Consider the following 22,423-nt stretch of genomic DNA (forward strand, 5'->3'; position numbering starts at 1 on the left):
ACATGAAACGAGTGGGAGTTCTGGGAGGCACGGGGGAGATAGGAAAGAGAACGGTAAATATTTTAAAAAATGAATACTCTCTTATGGCATCCTACTATACCAGATACCGTGAATCAGAAAAAAATTGTGCGTATGTTAAAATAGATATTTCGAATCCCGAAGAGATAAGGCATTTTTGTGAACAATGCGACATTATTGTAAACTGTGCTGGAGCTTCATATCTGAATGGGGAGAAAGTGGCCAGACTTGCCGCTGATCTCCGCATTCCTTATGTAGACCCCTCGGGAGAAGCATTTCTGGAAGAGAAAATATCCGATATAGAGAAGAATAATATTTTTGTTTTATCCAGCGGGTATTTTCCCGGGATGAGCGGATTATTAATGCGCCATATCTGTGAAGCTTTTGACAAACCGGAAAAAATCTGCGGGCTGAGTGTCAGTGAAGAGACGCCCAGCCAATCCGCAATTGAAGACTTTATCCTGACAAACCTGTCGGGCTTCGGGGTGGCCATGAGCTGCTATGATAATGGAAAAATAAAAAAGGATGAAAGTGAGATATTTGAGATTATAAGAAATAAGGGATATAAATTTCAAAATTATCTCACGGTTGAAACAGAGAGGATAGCCAGAAAGTATTCTCTCCAGAAGGCAAATTGGTACAACTCCTCTTTTGGGGATGAAATAATACAAAAGCTGCAGGAAGCAGTTATAAAGCTGAAATCGGGAGGTGACGGATATAGGGCGATTGTCAGAGAAGTAATAGAAATGTTCCAAAAGAATGTAAAGGACAATGATCAATTCACTTATATTAAAATTGAAGGCCAGGGTATTACCGGCAATAGAAGAATTGTTAAAAAGGCTGAAATGACCAGTGACTGCAGTAGTGAAATAAGTGCAATAATAGCAGCTTATGCGGTAAAATCCGTCCTGACTTCAAATTTAAACAATGGAATTTATTATGCAATGGATATTATCAACAGTAAAGCCTTGATTGAAGAACTGTCGGGTTTAAATGCAAGGTTGACTATTTGTGATGTGGAAGAGAGGAGGCTTGAACATGAGTACGAAGAAGGAGCAGTCTAAGTTGCATATTATGGGAGACAGCTGCAGAAAGAAGGTAATGTTGATTCACGGAGTCGGGTTTTATTGGGAAACCTGCTTTGCGCGTATTGTAAATGATCTGAAGGACAATTTTTGTTTGCTGATACCCGAACTGGAGGGGCATTGCTATGAACCCGGGGAAAATATGGTTTCTGTAAATGCAAGTGCAAACAATATCACTCATTCATTGCTGCAAAACCATTTCAGAGAAATAGACGCTGTTTACGGTATTTCTCTGGGAGCAAGCATAGCATTGGAAATTGCCTTGCAAAACAAAATAAGTATTTCGAATTTGATTTTGGACAGCGGACAATATGAGTCCATGGGAGAAATGACGGAGCAATTTTCCACAGTAATGACCGGTGAATTTAAAAAGCTTATCAACGGCGAACATTTAATCTCTCCTGTCAAAGAAAATATGGGATATCTGTCAAATAATGATGTTGAGGTTTTGCAGCCGCTGATCTTTCCGGACATTACCCAGGAAGCCCTGTACAGGGCATTTCTGGCTGCCTACAGCTATGATATAAGGGAGAGAAGCGAAAGATTGGGAATGAAGGTTGGGATTATGCTGGGAGGGAATGAGATTTACGCCAAAAGCTCCATACCCCTGGTGGAGCGCATATGCCTGAACACACCCGAGATAAATGAATTTCCAAATAAAGGCCATGCAGAGGTCTTAAGCAGGGAGCCTCAATTGATTTCCCAGTTGATCAGCAGATATTTGACCGGAGTGTAAAGTAAGTTTTCTGTCTTGTTTGTCATCAACCATAGCTGTATAATGATTAAAACAGTGTTTTAACAGAACAAATTTCATTACAGTTTTATGGCCGCTAAGCGGCTCATGGAGGTTAATATGGCTTTATGGGTTGAGGAAGCAACAGAAAATATTATTGCAGCTGCAAAAGAGGAGTTCTTAAAGTATGGTTTTATAGATGCTTCCTTAAGAAGAATTGCAGATAAGGCAAACACAAGTCCGCGTTCGATTTATACCAGGTTTTCGGATAAGGAGGAATTATTTACTCATTTTGTAAAGGAACATTCAGATTATTTCCTGGCCGGTGTGGAGAAGTATTTAAAGGATTTCTCGGCATCACCGAAAGAGGAGCAGGTCGAAGGCAGAAAAGAAAATTCAAGTAATTTCGCTTTTACCCTGCTGGATTACATTTATGACAACTTTGATGCCTTTTATCTGATTGTCTGTTGTTCGAAAGGAACGGTTTATGAAAACTTCATAGAGCAGATTGCAGCTCTGGAAACAGAGCATACGCAAAAATATCTTATTGCCATTGATTCGGAAATAAAAGATTTGCCCAAGGTTACGGCAGAATTCATCCATATGATGAGCCGTTCGTTCTTTGACGGCTTTTTTGAGACGGTCAGACATGGATTTGACCGCGAAAAGGCCAGGGAGCATATACGGAAGCTTATTTTATTTCACAATGGAGGATGGGAAAAGTTTTTGATTTAGAGACTGTTTAACCATTTTATAGGAGAAAGAAGGTTTTGATATGAAACAAGGAAACGATAGGATAAAACGGCTCCTTAGTTTTTGTGGGCGAAGCCGTTGGTTGCTCACACTGTCCCGTATTTTATCAGGCATCAGTGCACTTTTTATTCTTATTCCGTTTCTGTGTGTATATTTTGCAGCCAGAGAGCTGATCGCCGTTTTTTCCGGGAGTGCCCTGGATAACGGCCAGCTGCTCCGGTGGGGAATATATGCGTTGGTTTTTGAGTTTGTGGGATTGGCAATTTATTTTATTGCCTTGCTGTGTTCCCATGTTGTTGCCTTTAGAACCGAAAAGAATCTGAAGATGGCGGCTCTGACACATTTGGCAAGGATGCCCATGGGCTATTTCGACACAAATCCCAGCGGCAAGCTGAGAAAGATTATTGATGACAACAGCTTTCAGACCCAGACTTTTATTGCCCATCAGCTTCCCGACCTGGTAGGGGCATATGTGACCATGGCAGCCAGCGTTATTCTGATGCTGGCCTTTGACTGGCGGGTTGGCTTACCGCTGCTGCTGCTGTTCGGAATTGGTTTTTTCCTGCAGGGTTCTTTGATCGGCAAGGAAAGCATGGAATTTATGAAAACCTACCAGGATTCTCTGGAAACTATGAATCATGAAGCGGTAGAGTATATACGCGGTATCTCGGTTGTCAAAGTATTTGGCCAGACAGTGCGGTCTTTTACAAAATTCAACGGGGCAATAAAATCCTACCGGGATTATGCGCTTGCCTATACCATGTCCTGCCGGAAAGGGATGGTGGCGTTTACGTCTGTTATCAACTCGGGCTTTATTGTGCTGGTACCGGCGGCTCTTATCATCGGAGCTTTGTCAGCAAACCTGGCAGGCTTTATGCAAAGTTTTATTTTCTACCTGATTTTTTCTCCTGCTTGTGCTGTTATGCTTAATAAAATCATGTATATGACAAGTTACAAAATGCAGGCCGAGGAGTCCATGCGGAGAATTGATATGATTCTGACCGCAGAGCCTCAAACTGAGACAGACAGCCCCAGAACTGCCAATGCACATGATGTTTCCTTCGAGGATGTTACTTTCACTTACGAAAACACAGATAAGCCTGCCGTAGCCCATCTCAGCTTTAAAGCCGGAGCAGGAACCACAACCGCATTGGTCGGTCATTCCGGTTCGGGCAAGAGTACGGCAGCCAGTCTGATTCCCCGCTTTTATGATGTGCAGGAGGGAGCTGTCAAAATCGGGGGAGTGGATGTGAGAGATTTGTCTCATGAGGATCTGATGAAAAAAGTGGCTTTCGTATTCCAGGACCCCAAGCTGTTTAAGGATACACTATTGGCAAATATCTGCGCGGCCCGTCCCACGGCTACAAGGGAAGAAGCTCTGAAAGCAGCGCATCTTGCCCAATGTGATGATATTCTGGAGAAGTTCCCCAAAGGCATTGATACTGTGATTGGAAGCAAGGGGGTCTATTTATCGGGAGGCGAAGCCCAGAGGATCGCCATAGCAAGAGCCATTTTAAAAGATGCTCCCATAGTGATCCTGGATGAGGCGACGGCATTTGCCGATCCCGAAAACGAATACCAGATTCAGCAGGCATTTGAGGGTCTGGTAAAGGGAAAAACGGTCATTATGATTGCCCACAGACTGTCAGCGGTACAGGAGGCGGACCGGATACTTGTGATGAAGCAGGGGCGTCTGGCAGAAAGCGGAACACATGATGAGCTGTTGAAATGTGATAACGAATACGCCCGCATGTGGGATAACTATAAGAAAACTACAAAGTGGCATATAGGAAATGAGGTGAAAGTATGCTGAAACGTGCATTTGCCCTTAGTGACCGGGGTTCCGGGGATTTGAACAAGGGAATCGCCGCCGCCACCTTACATAATCTTTGCCTGATGTTTCCGGTGGGTCTGCTCATGCTGCTTGTAATGGAACTTCTGGACATTATTTCAGGGGAGAAGGCTGCGCTGGGGAAATCCGTACCCTTATACTGCGCTGCAGCAATCGTATTGTTTGCGGCAGTGTTTGCTTCCCAATGGCTGCAATATAATAAAACCTATACTGTGGCATATGAGGAGAGTGCAAACAGGAGAAACGTTCTGGCAGAAAAATTGCGCAAATTACCTATGTCCTTTTTCGGAAAAAAGAACATGGCGGATTTGACAGCCACCATCATGGGAGACTGTACCGCACTTGAACGCACTTTTTCCAATGCCATTCCAATGCTGTTCGGCACCATTTTTATGTTTATTATCACCTCTGCCGGACTGCTTATTTTTGACTGGAGAATGGGACTTTGCATCGTAATTCCGGTGCCGGTGGCCGCGCTGGTTATCATATTGGCCCGGAAGGCCCAGGAGAAAGCCGAGCTGGCCAATCTTGATGCCAAAAGAGCTGCTTACGACGGAGTTCAGGAATATCTGGATACAATCCGGGAACTGAAATCCTCCTCCAGAGAGGCGGAATACCTGGAAGGTCTGGAAAAGAAGCTGGAGAACGTAGTGCGCTGCTCTTTCAAAAATGAAATGGCACCAGGAGCCTCCACCACCGCCGCTCAATTTTTATTGCGCTTTGGATTGGTTGCGGTTCTTCTTGTGGGGGGATACCTTGTAGCAGTTGGAGAATTGTCTGTTCCGTTTTTTATTCTGTTTCTTATAATTGCCGGAAGGATTTATGATCCCTTTAACAGCTGCTTTATGCTTTTGGCAGAAATCTTTTCGGCACAGGTCAGCATCAAACGGATGAAAGCCATAGATGCAACACCCGAGCAGACAGGTTCTGTCATATGCAATAACAAGGGGTATGATATTGAATTCAAGGATGTGGTTTTTTCCTATAATGAGGAGCCGGTGCTGAATGGTATCACCTTTACGGCAAAACAGGGGGAGGTAACAGCCCTGGTGGGGCCGTCGGGCAGCGGAAAATCCACGGCCTCAAAACTGGCGGCGCGGTTCTGGGATGCCGACTCCGGCAAAATTACACTTGGAGGAGTGGATGTGACCGGTGTGGAACCGGAAACCCTGCTGAAAAACTTCGCCGTCGTTTTCCAGGATGTTCTGCTGTTTGACGATACGGTAATGGAAAACATACGGTTAGGCCGCCGGGATGCCACCGACGAAGAGGTAAGGGCCGCAGCCCGGGCCGCCCAGTGTGAGGAATTCATCAACCGTCTGCCCCAGGGCTACCAGACGAATATCGGTGAGAATGGAAGCTCCCTGTCGGGCGGTGAACGGCAGCGCATTTCCATAGCCCGGGCCCTACTGAAGGATGCTCCGGTCATTCTGCTGGATGAGGCCACCGCATCCATGGATGCTGAAAGTGAAACCCTGGTGCAGGAAGCTTTGTCTGCGCTGCTGGGAAAGAAAACAGTGATGGTCATTGCCCACAGGATGAGGACGGTTGCCAATGCCGATAAGATTGTGGTTCTGGATAAGGGGCTTGTCAGCGAACAGGGCACGCCTGCCGAACTTATGGCAAAGGGCGGGCTATACGCACGTATGGTAGCACTTCAACGGGAATTAACGCGTGATGCCGGTTGAATTAAATATGCTTTCCAGCTTATAAGTCTGTTACTGGTCCGTAAGATAGCTTCAAAATATAAAAATAGTACTCAGGTTAAATTAACCGGCACCACCCGTTAATTTGATTTTTGAAAGCGAGGTTATTTATGAGAAAATATTATGAAAAAAACATCCCAAATGAGATCAGAAATACAGTTTACGAGACTGCTGCCCATTTATGCAGCGGTGAAAAGGATAATGTTTATTTATATGAAAACAATGATTGTGTCTCTGTGGGCGTAGGGATATATAGTGAGATAATAGTTACTGCAGAAGAGATTGTTATTAAAAGGAAGAACGCCGGACAGAGTATGAAGGTATCTGATCTCTGCCGGGACCTCGATAATCTATTCAAATCCTTAGAGGTTGATTCCTGGAGAGCATATGGAATTGCAAAGTTCGGGCTGGCAAGATACATATATGGTCTTAACGTTGGAGCCGAAACTGGAGAGCTTCTTCATTTGATCATACCGGACAGGGAATATAGAATCGATAAGGAAACAATCCTGCTGAGGGCTTTGAATGAGGACTATATAAAAACCATGGAGAAAAACATATTCAATGTATTTCTAAACGGTGAGAAGGAAGAAAACGTTACGTTTTATGATGGGAAAGAAGTATTGTTATTTGACGAAGAATATTATAAGAATATCGTTGGACTGGCTGTGAAAGAGATAGGAAATAAAGAATACCAGAAAGTCATCCTGTCCAGAAAAATTCCGGTGCACAGCAGATTGGATATGCTGCAGACTTACATACACGGAAGGCACAGAAACACTCCGGCAAGGTCATACTTTTACAGTTTTCCCAATTTAGAGGTGACGGGCTTTAGCCCCGAAACCATTGCTGAAGTGGATGCTTCCGGTACTGTTTATACCTTTCCTCTTGCAGGAACCAGGGCTTTGACCGGAGATTCAAAAACAAATAAAAATTTAAAAAAAGAATTACTGCAAGATCCAAAGGAAATAGCCGAACATGCCATTTCGGTAAAGCTGGCTGATGAAGAGCTGGAACAGGTGTGTGTGCCGGGTTCGGTAGCGGTAACGGAGTTTATGTCGGTTATGGAACGTGGAACAGTACAGCATTTGGGTTCCAGATTAAGAGGAAAGCTCAGGGCCGAGTACAATCCATGGCATGCAATTTTCAAGCTGTTTCCGGCTGTTACTGCTTCCGGAATCCCTAAAAAAGAAGCAATTGAAGCAATTGGAAGGATTGAGAAGGATGCACGTGATTTATACAGCGGCGGTGTGCTGACCTATGATAGCAATGGAACCCTGGACGCAGCGCTGGTATTGAGAAGCATATTTCAGAATGAGGAAGAAACCTGGGTCAGGGTAGGAGCCGGAATTGTTGAAATGTCAAATCCCGAAAGGGAGCTGGCGGAAACCCTGGAAAAGGTCAGCAGTATTGCAGGACAATTGGTTGAAGAACAGAAGCGATATATACAACTATCTGTCTGATTGGATTGAAAGTAAACACATCGGAGCTGAGAAAATTAATTAAAGCGTTTATAATAATATACAGTTAGCTGTTGCTAACCATTCTCGCAATATGAGATTTATAAGAGATTGGGGGATTTACGTGGAAGGTGTATTAACAGATCAAAAAGAAAAACAAAAACAGTTCATATTAACAGGCAATATGTGGAAAGTCATGGTTGATTTATCCTGGCCTGCTGTAGTTGCCATGGTGTTGTATGGAATGAATTCCATGCTGGATGTTTTTTTTGTAGGAAGGTATGTGGGTGAAACCGCATTGGCAGGAGTGTCGGTTGCCTATCCGCTGTCTCAGATCAGCGTGGGCTTTGGATCTCTTCTGGGAACTGGTGCGGGAGCCGTATTGAGCATTGCTCTGGGAGCCCGGGATATGAATACCCAGAAAAAGCTCCTGGGCAATCTCAACCTGCTCTCCCTTGCAGTGACGGTAGTGTACATCGTATTAGGGCTGCTCTTCTCAAGCCAGATGCTGCAAATAATGGGTGCCAGCGGGCAGGAACTTATATTGGGCGACAGCTATTTCAGGATTACCATTCTGGGTTCTTTCTTCTGGATATACGGACTTGCCGGGAACATGATCGTAAGGGCCGAAGGCCGCATGAAAATGGCAGCCGTCATGATGGGAGCAGGGCTTCTTGTGGATGTGGCCGCCAAATATCTTCTGGTTGTCATATTCCCTCTGGGTGTGGAAGGAGCGGCATGGGCTTCGAATATAGGGATGCTGGCTTATACGGTCATCGGTTGGTTTTATTTCGGAAGGGGCCGCGCATCCTTCAGATCAAAATTGATTTCCATACGCTGGGATAAGGAGATTGGAACCTCCATCCTGAGACTGGGCATGTCGGCCTTTATTATGAGTGTAATGAGCCTGGTCCAGTCGGTATTTGTATTTAACGCGTTGGCTAAATACGGAACAACCGCGGATATTGCTTTTTACGGCGTTGTATACCGGGTGTTCACTTTTCTGCTGACGCCCATATTCGGTTTGATGCGTGCACTTCAGCCGGCTATTGGCATCAACTATGGCGCAAAGCAGTATGACAGGGTCATTGGAGCCTATAAGCTGTTTGCGGTTGCGGCCCTGGTACTGACACTTCCGTTCTGGCTGCTGTCCATGGCGGCACCGGGACTGGTTCTTGGTGTGATGATGAAAGTTCAGGATTTCACCGGGACCCAGTTGATGAGCTTCCGTATTTATATGGCAATTCTTCCTCTCCTGTCATTTATTTTTATGGCAATGACGCTATTCCCTTCGATAGATAAAGGAAAGCCTGCGGCGCTGATAGGCATAGCGAGACAGCTTGTTTTCTATGTGCCGGTCATGCTGCTGGTGCCCATTTGGCTGGGTGTTGCAGGTATTTACTACGGATCATTTGCCATTGATGCGGTTATAGTAATCTGGACAATGCTCATGGTGAAAAAGGAATTTCATTTTCTGCGGCAGAGGAATGCGTGATCGGGTTGCTGTTTCAACGCCGGGCGAGGGCTGTCTTTTTTGAGACAGCCTTTATTCATTAGTGGGACTTGACTAATACGCACCGCAAATATAGTATTGATTTGGATGGGGACCTCTCTTTTTTGTGCACAAAAAGAGAGGTCCATGGAGATTCCGGAAGCTATACTTTTTGGTAAGGAGAGGATTGAATGGAATGGATTGAGCAACTAAACAAAGCAATTGTCTATATGGAGGACCATCTGGAAGAGGGGTTCGAACTTGAAAAAGTCGCTGAAATAGCATGCTGTTCGACTTTTCATTTCCAGAGGATGTTTTCCTACATAGCCGATATTCCCTTGTCGGAGTACATAAGACGCAGAAAAATGACGCGGGCGGCCCTTGATTTACAGAACAACGATTATAAAATAATTGATGTTTCACTGAAATACGGGTATGATTCGCCAACTGCTTTTGCCCGCGCATTTAAAAATATTCATGGAATATCGCCGTCAGAAGCAAAGTCAAACGGTATAATACTCAAAGCATTTCCGCCAATCAGCTTCAAATTAACCGTTAAAGGAGAGGCGGAAATGAATTACAGGATTGAAAAGAAAGAAGCTTTTAGAGTTGTAGGTGTAAAGAAACACTTCAAAATCAATATTGAAGAGAATTTTGCAGAAGTTCCTGCTTTTTGGCAGGAGACAGGCGAGAGGGGCACTATACCCGAAATAGTTTCTTTGATGAACAAAGAACCCTACGGGCTTTTAGGTGTCAGTGCCTGTATGAACGGAACGGATTTTGACTACTTTATTGCGGTGGCATCTGACAGAGAGGTTCCTGAAAAGATGTGCGAATATATGGTGCCGGAATGTACATGGGCAATTTTTGAAAGTACAGGTCCGTTACCCGAAACCTTGCAGGAGCTTCAAAAGCGTATTGTAACAGAATGGCTTCCAACCTCAGGGTATGAATATGCCGATGCGCCTGATATCGAAGTATATTCTGAGGGCAATCAGAGAGCGGAGGATTACAGGTGTGAAGCCTGGCTGCCCATTATAAAGAAAGTATAGATAAAAATAAAATTCTGTGTAAAAGTCAGCCTTTTATGGTATACTATAATTTCAAAACTATTGAAGGGATGAAATTAATGGCAGAATTTTGTAAATGTGGATCCGTTATGATAAACGGGAATTGTACCAACAAAAAATGCAGCAATAAGACAGTTAAGGCGGCAGCTCCCGCAAAGAACAACAAAACCGTCGGTACCAAGGCAATTAAAACTGATGCAGTTGAAAAAACTGCGGCAAAAGTTACCAAGGTGCCCAGAGCGTCAAAATGTATAACTTACCATATCAGCGAACTACCTATAAATGAACAACCAAAATAAAAGATGTAAAAGCTGTTCAGATACATAGTATCATCGTATTACAGCTATAAAAAAGTATAAAGGCAAAAAACAACGTTAACTTTTGAGAACGTTGTTTTTTTGCCTGTTTTTATTATCCGGTAATATAAATTTTTAATTGCCGTCTTTGTTCTAGATATATTTGGCATGGATAAATAGGCCGACACATTCACATAATTTATTTATTAACAAATATGGCAAGAGGCGGTACAAAATGAGTATTTTTACGGCGATGAGAAAATTATTCATATATTCGGAACCTAAAATTCATAACCTTGGATTTGAGCTTTTGGAAAGCGATGATGAAGGTGCTCTTCAGCCTCCCAATCAAACTCAGGCAAATCAGAATACTAAAAATAGCGGACTTAATAATAATGAGATGAGCAAGGGAAATAAAAATGCCATAAAGCCTCTTGGGGTCAGTGAGTGGAATAAAAGCAGAAAAGGTGATGGCGAAAATCAGAAATTAAACCCGAGCCAGACTCAAAACCAAAACCAGGCTCAAAATGATACTATTTCAAAGGATTTGAGCTACAGTCTGAATGTGCTGAAAGAGAAATTCGGAGTACCCAAAAATGAGGATATTGTCTTCCGAAAATTCAAAATCGGTAAAAAGCTGGATTGCTTTATGATTTATGTGGAAGGGATGATTGATAAGAATTCAATAAATCTGTCAATGCTTCCCACACTTATGTCAAAAGATATTTTAGAAGATATGGGAAAGCAATCTCCTGTCGATTTTTTGATAGAGACTGTCATACCTGTTCACAATCTAAAGAAAGAGAGCTTATATGGTGAATGCATCAAGCAGGTATTGAGCGGAGCCAGTGTGCTGTTTGTAGAAGGCTGTACCGAATGTATTGTCATGGAAACCAGAGGATATGAAAAAAGAAGTGTCGAATCCCCCAAGACTGAAATGGTTGTAATGGGTGCACAGGAAGCCTTTACCGAAAATTTGCGCACAAACCTTACCCTTGTAAGAAGAATTCTGAAAACTCAAAAGCTTGTAACTGAATTGATTCCCGCAGGCGATATTAATAATACAATGTGCGCGATATTATATCTGGACGGGGTTGCAAGTCCCAGAGTAGTACAGGAAGTAATAAAACGTATAAAAAGCATAAAAACAGATTTGATCATCGGAAGCGGAATGGTGGAACAATTTATTGAAGATAGGCCGCTGATGCTGTTTCCGCAAGTTCTCTCAACTGAAAGACCTGACAGAACCGCTTCATTCATCATGGATGGGCAGGTTGTAATAATAACTGAGGGAGCACCATTTTCAATGGCTGTTCCAGTGACGTTTTTCAGATTGCTTCACACTTCGGAGGACTCCTTTACACGCTGGCCCTTTGGAACCTTCTTAAGACTGCTGAGGCTGTTCGGACTTTTTTGCGCAACACTGCTTCCCGGCCTGTATGTGGCAATGGTGATGTTTCACCCTGAAATGCTTCCTACAGAACTGCTTGCCTCAATTGTCAAATCAAAGGAATTGGTTCCTTTTCCGACTCTGCTGGAAGTTCTTATAATGGAAATAGCTTTTGAACTGATAAGAGAAGGAGGCATAAGGATTCCAAGTATTATCGGTCAAACCCTGGGTATAGTCGGGGCACTTATCTTGGGACAGGCTGCAGTATCGGCAGGTCTGGTAAGCCCCATGCTTGTAATAATCGTTTCGGTCACGGCATTGGGAAGTTTCGCTATCCCAAATTACAGCATGGGTCTGGCTATAAGAATAGAGAGATTCTTTTTTATAATTGCGGGCGCTTTTTTAGGATTTTTTGGAATAGCCTTTGTCATATTTACTTTAGGGTGCATTACCTGCAGTATAAAGTCTTTTGGTATTCCTTTCCTGACACCTGTGGCGCCCAAGACCAAGGCTAATCCGGATGTGGTTTTAAGGACACCCATATGGATGCAGGATAAACGTCCTGACCCATTTCAGACTGCCAACCGGCAAAAGCAGGGAAAGAATGTAAAAAACTGGGCGCTTAAAGAAGAACCGAAACAAAAGGATGATAACAGCAATGGAAATAAATGAAGGTAAATTTGGTGTCCAGGAGGCTGTATGCCTGGCTACAATTTCCATGAGCACGAAAATATTTTTTACAAGTCCTGCTTTCCTGACAAATTACGTTGGCAATGCAGGCTGGCAGATGACAATTATTTCCGCTATTATTTCAATAATAGTATTCAGTTTTGTTTATATATTGCTGAAAAGGTTTCCAGGTAAAGATATTATTCAAATATATGATATTTCTTTTGGAAGGCTGATAGGTTTTATTTTCTCATTTGTATTTGCGGCAGCTTTCCTGGAAACAGCAGCTATGCTTTTGCGGGAGTTTGTGGACGTTATCAAGGTATATGTATTCAGAGAGACACCGCCGGACATTCTGATATGGACAGTGGTTATTGCTGCAGTGCTCTCTTCTTTTTTAGGTCTTGAAACACTGGCCAGAATATCAAAATTAACGGCTTATATATTGCTTGTTACCTATTTTATCTTACTGCTGCTTGCAATACCTCAGTATAATCCTACGAATTTATTCCCGTTTTTTGGTTATGGTATAGATAAAACTTTAATTCATGGAATACGGCGAAGTTCTGCTTATGGGGAGGTAATGATATTAACAGTATTTGCGGGTTCGCTTCAAGGAACAGGATATATTAAGAAAGCAGGGTTTATATCATTAATTTTTTCCTGTTTGATATTAGCACTTGGTTTATTGGCTTTCAGTATGGCATATCCGTATGAAACTACCCAGGAATTAATCGCACCGGTTTATGTTCTGGCAAGAGGAATCAAGTATGGCACCTTTTTCCAGAGACTGGATCCAATTTTTTTATTCTTATGGATTTTTGCTTCACACATTGCTATTTCAATTCTTTTTTACTGTGCGGTCAGCTGCTATTCTAAAATATTCAGATTGTCTGATTTGAGACCTATTATTGGACCCATGGCGGTCCTCCTATATACTTTGGCAATGCTGCCCAGGGATTTTACAAGTGTTATTGAGGGAAATGTCCATGCCATAAGGGAATATGGCTGGGTCATTTTTTATGTATTGCCGTTGATTACACTTATAGTTGCCGCAATTAGAAAAAAGAAAGGAGGTACTCAAAATGCGTAGAATCCTGGTCTTAATACTGATACTATCCGGTCTTCCTGCCTTAACAGCCTGTTATGATGCACTGGAAGTTGATGATTGGGCATATGTCTATACGATGGGAGTTGATAAGGGCATCTCCAATAAACTTCGTATAACCGTTCAACTTCCGACCATGAAAAGTTCGGGGGGCGGGATAGACGGGGGAGGACAGAGTTCCACAGGATCGGGAAACAAGGACTTTGTTGTAATATCTCTGGACTGTCCGACCTTCTACACAGGAGTTAATATGATAAACTCTTCTCTATCAAGAAAAATAAACTATAGTCACTCCAAATATTTTGTTGTTTCGGAGGATATTGCGAAGGAGGGTATGGGAAATCTGATGAGTGCTTTTGTACGGGACAGACAAATAAGAAGAACCATGCATATGATAGTTGTCAAGGGTAAAGCCAGAGATTTCATTAAAGAAATAAATCCGGTTCTGGGTACTGCCTTGTCCAAAACTCAGGAAGGTATGATGAATATGGAAAAAGTCAACGGCTTTTTTGACGACAACGATTTAGGCAGCTTCATTGACGACATAAAATCCCATAAGATACAGCCTGTTTCTGTTCTTGCAGCAATAAATGATTTTTCAAACTATAAAAAGGAAGGGCAGCCTACCGATGAGATCAAATCGGCCGGCGATTATTACGCAGGTGAATTGCCAAGAAGTGACGGCAATAAAACGGAATATCTGGGAACTGCCATTTTTAATGGGGGTAAAATGGTCGGTGAGTTTAATGGTGATGAGACCCGTGCCTTACTGATGATAAAAGGAGAATACGAGACAGGATCTTATGTAATTCATGATCCCTACAACTCAAAATTGCTGGATACTATTATTGTAAATCAGCAGAAAAAACCCGATACAAAAATTGATTTTAAAAAAGAAGGAAAGCCTGACATAGAGGTTAAGATTTTTCTCGAAGGAGAAATTCAGGCTCTTCAAAGTACGGTAAATTATGAGAGTATGGAATATAAACCCATTTTGGAGAACAAAGTGGAGACCTTTTTAAAAGAACAGATCGATAAAAGCATAAGTAAAGCACTGGCTCTGAACAGTGACGTATTTGGTTTTGGGGAAAAGGCGAGTATGAAGTTTTTAACAATCCAGGATTGGGAAGAATACAAGTGGCTTGAAAAGTTTAAGGATTCCAGTATTAAAACGGAAGTACAATTTGTAATACGCAGGACAGGTACACTTATAAAAACCAATCCGACAAAGGATGGTAAACAATGAAATATTTACTTCTGGTGGTTTTAATGCTTGTTTCCATATATCCGTTAAGTTACGCGGTATACAACATAAAGCACAATAAAATATATCCGGCCATTGGTTGTATTCTCCTGATTATAATATCCTTCGGTATTTCAATTTACAGAGCTTTTTTCATATAGATTTAAAAACAGCGGCAACCTTTAAATTGTAAAGGTTGCCGCTGTTTTTACAGGGTAGCATCTCAGCATTTACTTAATTGATAAGCCGGCAGATGTAAGATATAATTAAAGAAAAAAAGGGGATTATTATGGATTATAGAGAACGTTTTCTTGAAATATATAATACTTACATACATCGTGAAGGCTCCGACAAACTGCTGGAATATCTTTTATCCAAATCAAGTGACTTTTTTACGGCACCTGCCAGTACAAGATTCCATGGAGCCTACGAGGGTGGTCTTGTCGAGCATAGCTTGAATGTTTACGAGTGTCTGAAGGATTACCTGGCGAGAGAAAGGGTACACAGTGTCTACAGGCTGGATTATGATGAGGAAAGTATTGCGATTGTCGGCCTGCTTCATGACCTGTGCAAGATTAATTGCTATAAGGCAGGGACCAGGAATGTAAAGGACGAGAACGGTATCTGGCAGAGTGTCCCTACATATGAGTATGATGACAGGCTGCCCTATGGGCATGGTGAAAAATCCGTATATATTATCACCGGTTTTATGAAGCTGACAAGGGAGGAAGCATTTGCAATAAGATATCATATGGGATTCTCAGGTGTTGAGGATAAGAGAAATGTGGGAGATGCATTTGAACAGTTTCCTCTGGCGTTTGCCTTAAACACTGCCGATATGGAAGCTACATACTTTTTGGAAGGAAAGAAAAAGTAATTATGTTTTTATTGATTGAATATTTGAAGAGTTAATTAATAATAATTAATATAAATGATTCTTATTAAGCTGAGAGTTCGGCACAATAAAAATACTCAAAAATATAAAAGAACAGGAAGTATGATTTTGTGAAAATCAATCAAATAACAACAGATTTAAATAATAAAAGAGAAAAGCTTTTGGAAAAAACTAAAAATTATCTATTAAATTGTAAACTCCCGGGCAAACTGGGTAAACTTCATACAAAGCCAAAGCTGGCTGAAGAAGTTGGGAAAATAGGATTGATACTGCATCTGTACAGATTTTTTCTATTTTACCCGCTGGCAATAATTTATATGGAAATAGTATTTAAAATATCTGTTTTCAAAACCCTGTTTAACTCCGGTTTGTTCTACATGATTTTATTTTCAACCTCCTCAGGACTTTTACTATACATATTATCTACATTTTTCAAACGCAGGGTAAACAGGGTAATATCCATTATAATTACTGCTTCCATCACGTTGATATACATTGTGCAGGTGGTATACTATCAGGTTTTTACCACTTTCTTCGCATTGTTCTCGATAAATGGCGCCGGACAGGTTTTACAGTTCTGGAGGGAAATACTCAATGCAATAGGCAAGAATATTATTCCCATACTGTTTCTGCTGGTTCCGCTGATATTTATAAGCGCGTTCGGCAATAAACTTATTCCAGCAGATAAAACTGCCTGGAGTATCAAGGGGATAATTGCATCTGCCGTACTATTTATCCAGATAATTGCTACCCTGGCGGTTTACAGTGCAAACAACGGAGAGCTTAGCACCAGATTCCTTTATTCTGAAGCCATAATACCCGATTTATCTGTTAACAGATTTGGTATGCTTACCACTACAAGGCTTGATGTGAAACACCTGATTTTTGGGTTTCAATCTGCAGAGGAGGGATTACCGGAAGAGGATGGTTTTGATGCCGCAGATGAAACAGATTCCTCCGAAAGGGGTGAAATGGCTCTTTCCACTGATAATCAGGTTAATAATCCATCAACGGACAGTTTGGAGCACAAGGACCCAAATACCGATCAAAATACAGTTCAGAACGCGGTACGGTCAAATCCACAGAAAGCAGAGAATGCTTATAATGTAATGGATATTGATTTTGACGGACTGATTGCCGGTGAGACCGACCCGGAAATACAGTCAATGCACAGATATTTCAAAAAGGTAGAACCGACCAGGAAGAATGAATATACCGGTATGTACAAGGGGAAGAACCTTATATTCATAACAGCTGAAGGTTTTTCACCCTATGCTGTCAAAAAGGAGCTGACACCTACATTATATAAAATGCAGCAGGAGGGCTTCAGGTTTACTGATTTTTATACACCTATCTGGGGAGTTAGTACTTCCGACGGGGAATATGTTGCATGCAATTCACTTGTGCCCAAATCAGGTGTCTGGAGTTTCTATGTATCAGGCAGAAACTATATGCCCTTCTGCATGGGGAATCAGCTTAAAAAACTGGGATATGGCACTAAAGCCTACCATGATCACACATATACTTACTACCACAGGGACGTGTCACATCCCAATATGGGCTATGACTTTAAAGCTGTAGGACATGGACTTGACGTAAAAAAAACCTGGCCCGAATCGGATGTGGAAATGATAGAGAAGACCACCGATGAATATCTGGGTGCGGCACCATTTCATACCTATTACATGACTGTCAGCGGACATCTCCAGTATAACTTCGGAGGAAATGCCATGGCCAGCAAAAACAAAGAACTTGTCAAAGGCCTTCCCTATTCGGAGCATGTGAAGGCGTACCTGGCCTGCCAGATTGAATTGGACCGGGCTATGGGAGAATTGATTTCCAGACTTGAAAAGGCAGGGGTGGCTGAGGATACACTCATAGCTATCAGCCCGGATCATTATCCTTACGGCCTTACCCTGGATGAAATAGGAGAGCTGGCGGGACACAAGGTAGAAGAGAATTTCGAGCTATACAGAGGGATATTCCTATTGTGGTCAAAGGGCATGACTCCTGTTCAAATTGACAAACCCTGCTCCAGTATGGATATACTGCCAACATTGTCAAACCTCATGGGGGTCGAGTATGATTCAAGACTGCTTATGGGCAGAGATATCCTGTCGGATGCTTCGCCGCTGGTTATCTTCTCCAATTGGAGCTGGCTTACAGATAAAGCCAGGTATAATTCCAAGCTGAGAAAGTTGATTCCTGCTGATGGAGAGTCTGAAGCCACAATAACCAAAGAATATAAAACCGCAATAGCAAAACAGGTTAACGGTAAATTTACCTATTCAACAAAAATTCTGGACAAAAACTATTATGCGGAAGTCTTTAAAGAAAGATAAATGCAGTTCCCGTAAAGCTGGTAAAATAGGTGTTGTGTCCATAAGATTAGCTTGACAAACCAGGCTCTTTGATGCTATATTTTTTACAAGTAGAGACGAGAAGAGTTTAGATGAGATTAGATGAGATGAGACAAAGGGTAAAAATTTATCCACCATGGCGGCATATAAAATGCTGCTTGTTAATTTAGGCATATTATTAAGATTTTAATTGAACCGCTTAAGTTGACATTATTTTAAAAATTACTTCAAACCTCTACTAATATTTATTTGTGGAGGTTTTTTATATGGAAACAGCTCAGAAGAGAGTAGTCGTAAAGGAAAAGAAAGCAGGCCTTTCAATTTCAGACATTATTCTGGTAGGCGTATTGCTTGCAGTAGGTGCAGTTCTTAAATTCTTTGTAGGTTCATTATTTTCAGCCGGTATGAAACCAAATTTTATTATCGCCATGTATTGTCTTGCAATTCTGCTAATCAAACCGAGATTTATTGAAGCAATTATAATCGGAATTATAGCAGGTGCTATCTGTCAGGTATTCCCAGGAACTCCCTACATCAACCTGATCAGTGAGCCTGTGGGTGCAATTGTAATGGCCGTACTGGTATATTTGCCGCTTCAGATCGGAAAATTTTCACTCAAACCGATAGTTGGTACATTTTTCAGTACTCTGGCAAGCGGTATGGCTTTTATAGGGATTCTCTATGCGGCATTTTATACCGGTGCTAATGTAAAGACCATGCCCATCGGCGTATTTCTTGTAATAGTTCTGGGAACTGCTGTTGTAAATTCAATAATTGTGCAGGTACTTTATATACCATTAAAACTGGCATTGGGACGTGGCAGGGATGATTGATACACGGCAGTTTAATCATTCATTGCTCCGGCTCAATGGAAATGGAGATAAGAATGATTGAATTCAAAAATTTTTCGTTTAAATATAAGAACGGAGAAAAAAACGCATTAAGCGGAATTAATCTCAAAATAAACAAAGGTGATTTCGTAGGGGTGATAGGGAATAGCGGAGCGGGTAAATCCACTTTTACCTATGCCGTAAACGGGGTCATTCCCCATCATTTCGAAGGAGATTTTTTCGGTGAGGTTATGGTAAAAGGGATTGATACCGTAGACTCCTCTCCTTCAGAGCTTGCTTTAAGCGTTGGCAGTGTTTTTCAGGATATTGACGGCCAGATGGTTTCCTCGGTTGTTGAAGATGAGCTCCTGTTTGGGCTTGAAAATTTTGGTGTACCCCATGAGGAAATTGAGGCAAGGATCACGGATATATTGGAAATGGTGGGAATTGAGGATTTAAGGTATAGGAATATCAGTACATTGAGCGGAGGGCAAAAGCAAAAGGTAGCTATATGTGCCGTTGTTTCATTGATGCCTGATATACTTGTCCTGGACGAGCCGACGGCAGAGCTGGACCCCCAAAGCAGTCACCAGATTTTCAGTATGCTCAGGATGCTTAACGAGAAGATGGGAATTACCATTATAGTTGTTGAACAGAAGATAATGCTTTTAAGTGAGTTCTCAAAACGACTGCTTATATTTAATGAAGGAAGTATATACCTTGACGGTTCTCCGCAGGAGGTTTTGAAGGATGCTTCCAAACTGCAGGATATCGGGGTCAACTGTCCAAGGGTTGCATCCCTCGCCAATGCCCTGGCTGAAAGGAAGCTATATGAGGGTGAAGTTCCCGTTAATATAAATGATGCCGAGGTAATGGTCAGAAACATAATAAAATGACGGAGGTTAAGATTGATAGAATTCAGCAATGTCTGTTTTGCTTATGATAAAAATAATATACTTGAGAACATAAACTTTACCATAGACGATGGAGAGTTTATTGCTATAGTGGGGCGCAACGGCGCAGGAAAAACCACCTTGATGAAGCTTTTCAACGGCCTTCTGAAACCTACTTCAGGTACTGTAACGGTTGAGGGGCTGGATACCAGGCTTGCCAGAACCAGCGAACTGGCCGGGCATGTGGGATTTCTCTTCCAGAATCCTGACAGGCAGATCTGCCAGAATACGGTGAAGGCTGAAATAGAATTCGGATTAAAGTGCATTCTTACAGATAAGAATGAGATTGAGGAAAGATGCCTGGCCACAATGGAAAGCTTTGGTTTTGAAGGAGATAAGGATCCATTTTCACTAAGCCGGGGAGAGAGGCAAAAGGTAGCACTTGCTTCGGTTCTGGCGTTATCGCCTAAAATAATGGTCCTGGATGAACCGACTACCGGATTGGACTATAAGGAATGCATGCAGATCATGGAAGTGATTAAGGATTTGAATAGCCGTGGAACAACTGTGGTAATGGTTTGTCATGATATGGAACTGGTAACCGATTTTGCGCAGCGGGTTCTGGTTATAGGTGAAGGCGGAGTGCTGGCTGACGATGTGTGCAAAAACGTGATGTCAAATGATACTGTTCTGAGGAGAACCTCCCTTGCCCCGCCGCAGATAGCCCAGCTGGCCATAAGGCTTGGGGAAGCTTTTAACGGTATACTGGCAGTTGATGAGATGGCCGAAAGAATTGAGGAAATGGCCAATTAACCTCCTTTATTCGCCTTATAGCGGGTAGAGGAGTGGAGATTTCATTACTATTTTGTGGCCGCACTATGTGGCTCATGGAGGCTGATATGAAAGGAATGCTGGAGTACTCCCAGGGAGATACTGTTATACATAGACTGAATCCATTGACAAAAATGCTGCTGGCATTCCTGCTGTGCCTGAGCAGTTTTGTCAGCAGCCATATATTGATGGCAGTTGGCATCATAATTATAAATATCATTGTTGCCGGAATGGCCGGCATAGCAAATAAAGCATTTTCACTCTTAAAAACTTTATTAAAAATAGGTCTAATACTATTTTTGCTTCAAATATTTTTTATACGGACGGGCAATGTTATATTGGATTTGCCCCTTAATCTTTATATAACCGATACCGGCTTGAATTTCTCGGTACTGCTTGTGCTAAGACTTGTAGGAGCCACAATGCCGCTGGTGCTCATGCTTACGGTTACAAAAATGAGCGATTTGACCAATGTTTTTGTGCAGAAGCTCCATATTCCTTATAAATATACTTTTGCCTTCATAACGGCACTCAGATTTATACCTATTTTTGAAAGCGAGATGAACGGTATTATTGAAGCACAGACCGCCAGAGGGGTTGAATTTGATACAAAGAACCCCCTGAAAAAATTAAAGCTGGTACTGCCCTTATGCGTGCCCCTTTTGATCTCGTCGGTCAAAAGGATTGAAGGGAGTGCCATATCAGCCGAGCTCAGGGGATTTAACGTTAGGCAGAAGAACAGCGGCTATAAAAAATATAATTTCAGCGGAAGGGATTATATTGCAATGACGGCTTCAATCTTAACACTGGTTGTAAGTTCGTTTGTAGCATAGCTGCACCTACCAGGACTTTTCAGGATCAAAGCCTTTTATTTGTACTATTTCAAGTAAGGGGCTTTTTGCTATGTCTTCCGGCGTAACAAGTATTCCCCTGTTACTGTCCAGATTGTAGCCGCAGCTGTTAAAGGCCTGCCATATTAATTGGGAGCAGTTTGCACTTTTAGGGATTATGCCGTTTTGGTATTTTGAAGCAAAAATACTGTATTTTAAGCCTGTCAGGCTGCTTTCGGAGTATTTCACTATATTCTCAATTACTTTTTCGTCAGCATTTTTTAGCCTCAGGACTTTTAAAGTGGGATAGTACCGCCATTTGGATATATCCTGTTTCATGCTGATGGTTCCCGGCTCCAGAGACTCCAAAGTTATACCCTTTTCAGCGTCTGTAACAATACCGCAGTGCCCGTGCCTCCAAAAGAGTGTCTGTGTTGATTTTGTAATAAGAATATCACCATTTCTCAAGGGTGCAAGCCCAAAGTTATCGGACTTGTTCAGGCTGTTTGCAACAAGTGTTTCCTGGCTGGTGAACAGGTTTAATTTCTCGGTAAATAACTGATTCTTTGTATAATAGCTTTGCTGGAAAGCAATAATTTCTGCTTTCCCGTCACTTTGCCTTAACAGGTCATCGACAGCAGGCCGTCCCAGACCAGTTTGCCTCAGCAGCTGTGCGTAATCAGCCCCGGTAAGTGAAGCCCTGTCCAGTAGCTGTATGAGATTGGCCCTTTGTGCTGTTGGATAATAAATGATATTGTAATTATTGGCCAATATAAAAAAACAATAAAGATTTATAAATAAAGTGCCAAGACTTATAAATATTTTCACTTTCGTACTAAGTTTTTTCAAAAGAATGCTCCTTAACAATTGTATAAAATTAGCAATTTTATTATTTGCATAAAAAGGGAG

19 protein-coding genes are annotated in these 22,423 nt (G+C 42.0%); 18 read left to right on the top strand and 1 reads right to left on the bottom strand.

What is annotated here, in order from left to right:
• Positions 1–2: 2 nt before the first annotated feature.
• The 18 genes from T344_RS0105310 (at position 3) to T344_RS0105400 (ending at position 21,517) form a co-directional block, all read left to right on the top strand.
• On the top strand, positions 3–1,082 hold the full coding sequence (locus T344_RS0105310) for an NAD-dependent epimerase/dehydratase family protein (RefSeq protein ID WP_027627841.1): 1,080 nt from the start codon (positions 3–5) through the stop codon (positions 1,080–1,082).
• Positions 1,057–1,839 carry an alpha/beta hydrolase gene (locus T344_RS0105315; protein ID WP_034860616.1) on the top strand — a complete coding sequence of 261 codons (783 nt, stop codon included), beginning with the start codon at positions 1,057–1,059 and terminating at the stop codon, positions 1,837–1,839. Before T344_RS0105310 ends, T344_RS0105315 begins: the two co-directional genes overlap by 26 nt.
• Before the next feature lie 117 nt (positions 1,840–1,956).
• Positions 1,957–2,571, top strand: coding sequence for a TetR/AcrR family transcriptional regulator (locus tag T344_RS0105320; RefSeq protein WP_027627843.1), 615 nt, complete (start codon positions 1,957–1,959; stop codon positions 2,569–2,571).
• Positions 2,572–2,611: 40 nt separating this feature from the next.
• On the top strand, positions 2,612–4,402 hold the full coding sequence (locus tag T344_RS0105325) for an ABC transporter ATP-binding protein (protein ID WP_027627844.1): 1,791 nt from the start codon (positions 2,612–2,614) through the stop codon (positions 4,400–4,402).
• The gene (locus tag T344_RS0105330; RefSeq protein WP_027627845.1) at positions 4,396–6,129 is read left to right on the top strand and encodes an ABC transporter ATP-binding protein; all 1,734 of its coding nucleotides are present in this window, start codon (positions 4,396–4,398) and stop codon (positions 6,127–6,129) included. Before T344_RS0105325 ends, T344_RS0105330 begins: the two co-directional genes overlap by 7 nt.
• 128 nt (positions 6,130–6,257) lie before the next feature.
• On the top strand, positions 6,258–7,610 hold the full coding sequence (locus T344_RS27645; protein WP_034860617.1) for a salicylate synthase: 1,353 nt from the start codon (positions 6,258–6,260) through the stop codon (positions 7,608–7,610).
• A 121-nt stretch (positions 7,611–7,731) separates the two neighbouring features.
• The gene (locus T344_RS0105340) at positions 7,732–9,102 is read left to right on the top strand and encodes an MATE family efflux transporter (RefSeq protein ID WP_027627846.1); all 1,371 of its coding nucleotides are present in this window, start codon (positions 7,732–7,734) and stop codon (positions 9,100–9,102) included.
• 188 nt (positions 9,103–9,290) lie between these two features.
• Positions 9,291–10,151: an AraC family transcriptional regulator gene (locus tag T344_RS0105345; protein WP_027627847.1), complete on the top strand. Its 861-nt coding sequence runs from the start codon at positions 9,291–9,293 to the stop codon at positions 10,149–10,151.
• A gap of 107 nt (positions 10,152–10,258) precedes the next feature.
• Positions 10,259–10,468, top strand: a complete 210-nt coding sequence (locus tag T344_RS0105350; protein WP_242842029.1) for a hypothetical protein — start codon at positions 10,259–10,261, stop codon at positions 10,466–10,468.
• Between the two features lie 232 nt (positions 10,469–10,700).
• Positions 10,701–12,527, top strand: a complete 1,827-nt coding sequence (locus tag T344_RS27650) for a spore germination protein (RefSeq protein ID WP_084331123.1) — start codon at positions 10,701–10,703, stop codon at positions 12,525–12,527.
• The gene (locus T344_RS0105360) at positions 12,514–13,617 is read left to right on the top strand and encodes a GerAB/ArcD/ProY family transporter (protein ID WP_027627849.1); all 1,104 of its coding nucleotides are present in this window, start codon (positions 12,514–12,516) and stop codon (positions 13,615–13,617) included. The genes T344_RS27650 and T344_RS0105360 overlap by 14 nt, the downstream gene beginning before the upstream one ends.
• The gene (locus T344_RS0105365; protein ID WP_027627850.1) at positions 13,610–14,878 is read left to right on the top strand and encodes a Ger(x)C family spore germination protein; all 1,269 of its coding nucleotides are present in this window, start codon (positions 13,610–13,612) and stop codon (positions 14,876–14,878) included. The genes T344_RS0105360 and T344_RS0105365 overlap by 8 nt, the downstream gene beginning before the upstream one ends.
• A 286-nt stretch (positions 14,879–15,164) precedes the next feature.
• Positions 15,165–15,752 (top strand): HD domain-containing protein, encoded by a 588-nt coding sequence (locus T344_RS0105375; protein WP_027627851.1) that lies wholly within the window; start codon positions 15,165–15,167, stop codon positions 15,750–15,752.
• Positions 15,753–15,880: 128 nt separating this feature from the next.
• A complete protein-coding gene (locus T344_RS0105380; RefSeq protein WP_027627852.1) occupies positions 15,881–18,112 on the top strand; it encodes an LTA synthase family protein in 2,232 nt (743 codons plus the stop codon).
• A gap of 284 nt (positions 18,113–18,396) precedes the next feature.
• Positions 18,397–18,963 (top strand): tryptophan transporter, encoded by a 567-nt coding sequence (locus T344_RS0105385; RefSeq protein WP_004624078.1) that lies wholly within the window; start codon positions 18,397–18,399, stop codon positions 18,961–18,963.
• A gap of 53 nt (positions 18,964–19,016) precedes the next feature.
• Complete coding sequence (locus T344_RS0105390; protein WP_027627853.1) at positions 19,017–19,856, top strand: energy-coupling factor ABC transporter ATP-binding protein; 840 nt, start codon at positions 19,017–19,019, stop codon at positions 19,854–19,856.
• A 12-nt stretch (positions 19,857–19,868) separates the two neighbouring features.
• On the top strand, positions 19,869–20,666 hold the full coding sequence (locus tag T344_RS0105395) for an energy-coupling factor ABC transporter ATP-binding protein (protein ID WP_027627854.1): 798 nt from the start codon (positions 19,869–19,871) through the stop codon (positions 20,664–20,666).
• A gap of 86 nt (positions 20,667–20,752) precedes the next feature.
• On the top strand, positions 20,753–21,517 hold the full coding sequence (locus T344_RS0105400; protein WP_027627855.1) for an energy-coupling factor transporter transmembrane component T family protein: 765 nt from the start codon (positions 20,753–20,755) through the stop codon (positions 21,515–21,517).
• A gap of 6 nt (positions 21,518–21,523) precedes the next feature.
• Here the strand turns inward: T344_RS0105400 and T344_RS0105405 are convergent, their stop codons facing one another.
• Positions 21,524–22,363, bottom strand: a complete 840-nt coding sequence (locus T344_RS0105405) for a hypothetical protein (protein ID WP_027627856.1) — start codon at positions 22,361–22,363, stop codon at positions 21,524–21,526.
• Between the last annotated feature and the right edge of the window lie 60 nt (positions 22,364–22,423).

Source organism: Ruminiclostridium cellobioparum DSM 1351 = ATCC 15832 (assembly GCF_000621505.1).
Classification (GTDB): Bacteria; Bacillota; Clostridia; order Acetivibrionales; family DSM-1351; genus Ruminiclostridium; species Ruminiclostridium cellobioparum.

What these genes read in the sequence shown, in the direction of transcription:
- T344_RS0105325 (WP_027627844.1), top strand. Translation starts at nt 2,612, where the DNA reads ATGAAACAAGGAAACGATAGGATAAAACGGCTCCTTAGTTTTTGTGGG.
- T344_RS0105350 (WP_242842029.1), top strand. Translation starts at nt 10,259, where the DNA reads ATGATAAACGGGAATTGTACCAACAAAAAATGCAGCAATAAGACAGTT.
- T344_RS27650 (WP_084331123.1), top strand. Translation starts at nt 10,701, where the DNA reads ATGAGTATTTTTACGGCGATGAGAAAATTATTCATATATTCGGAACCT.
- T344_RS0105390 (WP_027627853.1), top strand. Translation starts at nt 19,017, where the DNA reads ATGATTGAATTCAAAAATTTTTCGTTTAAATATAAGAACGGAGAAAAA.
- T344_RS0105310 (WP_027627841.1), top strand. Translation starts at nt 3, where the DNA reads ATGAAACGAGTGGGAGTTCTGGGAGGCACGGGGGAGATAGGAAAGAGA.
- T344_RS0105400 (WP_027627855.1), top strand. Translation starts at nt 20,753, where the DNA reads ATGAAAGGAATGCTGGAGTACTCCCAGGGAGATACTGTTATACATAGA.
- T344_RS0105345 (WP_027627847.1), top strand. Translation starts at nt 9,291, where the DNA reads ATGGAATGGATTGAGCAACTAAACAAAGCAATTGTCTATATGGAGGAC.
- T344_RS27645 (WP_034860617.1), top strand. Translation starts at nt 6,258, where the DNA reads ATGAGAAAATATTATGAAAAAAACATCCCAAATGAGATCAGAAATACA.
- T344_RS0105360 (WP_027627849.1), top strand. Translation starts at nt 12,514, where the DNA reads ATGGAAATAAATGAAGGTAAATTTGGTGTCCAGGAGGCTGTATGCCTG.
- T344_RS0105330 (WP_027627845.1), top strand. Translation starts at nt 4,396, where the DNA reads ATGCTGAAACGTGCATTTGCCCTTAGTGACCGGGGTTCCGGGGATTTG.
- T344_RS0105365 (WP_027627850.1), top strand. Translation starts at nt 13,610, where the DNA reads ATGCGTAGAATCCTGGTCTTAATACTGATACTATCCGGTCTTCCTGCC.
- T344_RS0105385 (WP_004624078.1), top strand. Translation starts at nt 18,397, where the DNA reads ATGGAAACAGCTCAGAAGAGAGTAGTCGTAAAGGAAAAGAAAGCAGGC.
- T344_RS0105320 (WP_027627843.1), top strand. Translation starts at nt 1,957, where the DNA reads ATGGCTTTATGGGTTGAGGAAGCAACAGAAAATATTATTGCAGCTGCA.
- T344_RS0105315 (WP_034860616.1), top strand. Translation starts at nt 1,057, where the DNA reads ATGAGTACGAAGAAGGAGCAGTCTAAGTTGCATATTATGGGAGACAGC.
- T344_RS0105375 (WP_027627851.1), top strand. Translation starts at nt 15,165, where the DNA reads ATGGATTATAGAGAACGTTTTCTTGAAATATATAATACTTACATACAT.